Annotated in this window: 1 protein-coding gene; it reads right to left on the reverse strand. The window is 43.3% G+C overall.

The features are described from left to right. Nucleotides 1-153: 153 nt before the first annotated feature. Nucleotides 154-561: a group II intron reverse transcriptase/maturase gene (locus GJ688_RS21615; protein ID WP_407928968.1), complete on the reverse strand. Its 408-nt coding sequence runs from the start codon at nucleotides 559-561 to the stop codon at nucleotides 154-156. Nucleotides 562-566 lie beyond the last annotated feature (5 nt).

Consider the following 566-nt stretch of genomic DNA (forward strand, 5'->3'; position numbering starts at 1 on the left):
GCAGTTGCCAACCATTAGCCAAGCGCAAGGGTGTCCACCGCGAGGTGGATGAAATAGGCGAATTCCTAATGAATTCGCCCCTTCCCGAACCGTACGGGCATCTTTCAATGCATACGGCTCTCCATTCCTATTAAGCTTTCGTATTCGAAGATGTTAGAGAGAGTTATAGCACCTCTTGCATACGGGAATTTGTCTGCGATTTATTCGAATCATGTGTTCAATAACGGTCTTTGCTGGGCGTGAAATCAAGCTTACTGGTTTTCGGTGGTACATGCGAATCTGGTCGTTGCTTCCACATAGAGTACATGGTTGTTTTGTAGGATTGTAAGGACGGTATATAGGCGTAAATGGGGTTTTGGAAGCGGTTAGCAAATTGTAGAAGTGTTTACGTCTACGTTTGAAATTCGGATATAGAGCGAGTTGAATCCTACGTTTTTTATAGTTCTCGCTAAGATAATCGACTTTAATGGACGGGCTGAACTTGGTAAAGACCTTTTTCAGGCTGATGTCATACTTTCGTGCTAAGGTTTTTGCTACAGAGAATTGTACTATGTATTGGATACGGG

It is taken from the genome of Heliobacterium mobile, from assembly GCF_009720735.1.
GTDB classification, from domain to species: domain Bacteria; phylum Bacillota; class Desulfitobacteriia; order Heliobacteriales; family Heliobacteriaceae; genus Heliobacterium; species Heliobacterium mobile.